The organism is Rhodococcus sp. ENV425, from assembly GCF_002887785.1.
Classification (GTDB): Bacteria; Actinomycetota; Actinomycetes; order Mycobacteriales; family Mycobacteriaceae; genus Rhodococcus; species Rhodococcus aetherivorans.
In genome coordinates this window covers 2,158-2,997 of record NZ_PCZU01000280.1, presented here as the reverse complement: position 1 = coordinate 2,997, position 840 = coordinate 2,158, and the positions used below count along the sequence as shown (strand labels likewise).

Below are 840 nucleotides of genomic sequence, written 5' to 3'. Positions count from 1 at the left end.
GGCTTCCGCATCGAACTCGGCGAGATCGACACCGCCCTCGCCGCTCACGACGACGTCGCCTTCGCGGTGACGATCGGGCACACCGCCCTGTCCGGCGACACCGCCCTGGTCGCCTACGTCCTGCCGGAGACCGGCCACCACGTCGATGCCGCCGCGCTGCGGGGGCACGTCGCCGGGCAGCTGCCGGCGCACATGGTGCCCGCCGCGATCGTCGTCCTCGACGAGATCCCGCTCACCCCGGTCGGCAAGCTCGACCGCCGCGCCCTGCCGGTACCCGACCTGTCGGCCACCGGCGAATACCGCGCCCCGGCCACCGACACCGAGGCCACCCTCGCCGACATCGTCGCCGAGGCCCTCGGCCACGAGAAGGTTTCCGTCGACGACAGCTTCTTCGACCTCGGCGGAAACTCGCTGATCGCCACCCGTGTCGTCGCCCGCATCAACGCCGCCCTCGGCACCGACGCCGGCGTGCGGGTGCTGTTCGAGGCCCCCACCGTGCGGACCCTCGCCGCCCGCATCCTCGACGACCACGCCGGTGGCACCCGCGTCCCCCTCACCGCGGGCCCGCGCCCCGACCGGATCCCGCTGTCCCCACCCCAGCAGCGGATGTGGTTCGTCAACCAGTTCGACACCGCCTCGGCCGCCTACAACATCCCGATGGCGATCCGGCTGACCGGCCGCCTCGACCGGGCGGCGCTCACCGCCGCCGTGCACGACCTGATCACCCGCCACGAAACCCTGCGCACCTGGTACCCGAACGAGAACACCGGCCCGGTGCAGCTGGTCACCGACCCCGCCCAGGCCACCCCCGACCTCGATCCGGTCCCGGTGTCCGCCGAC

1 protein-coding gene is annotated in these 840 nt (G+C 73.5%); it reads left to right on the top strand.

Annotated elements, in window-relative coordinates; all coding sequences use genetic code 11:
• On the top strand, positions 1 to 840 hold an 840-nt coding region (locus CQZ88_RS26335), incomplete at both ends, for a condensation domain-containing protein (protein ID WP_258008807.1).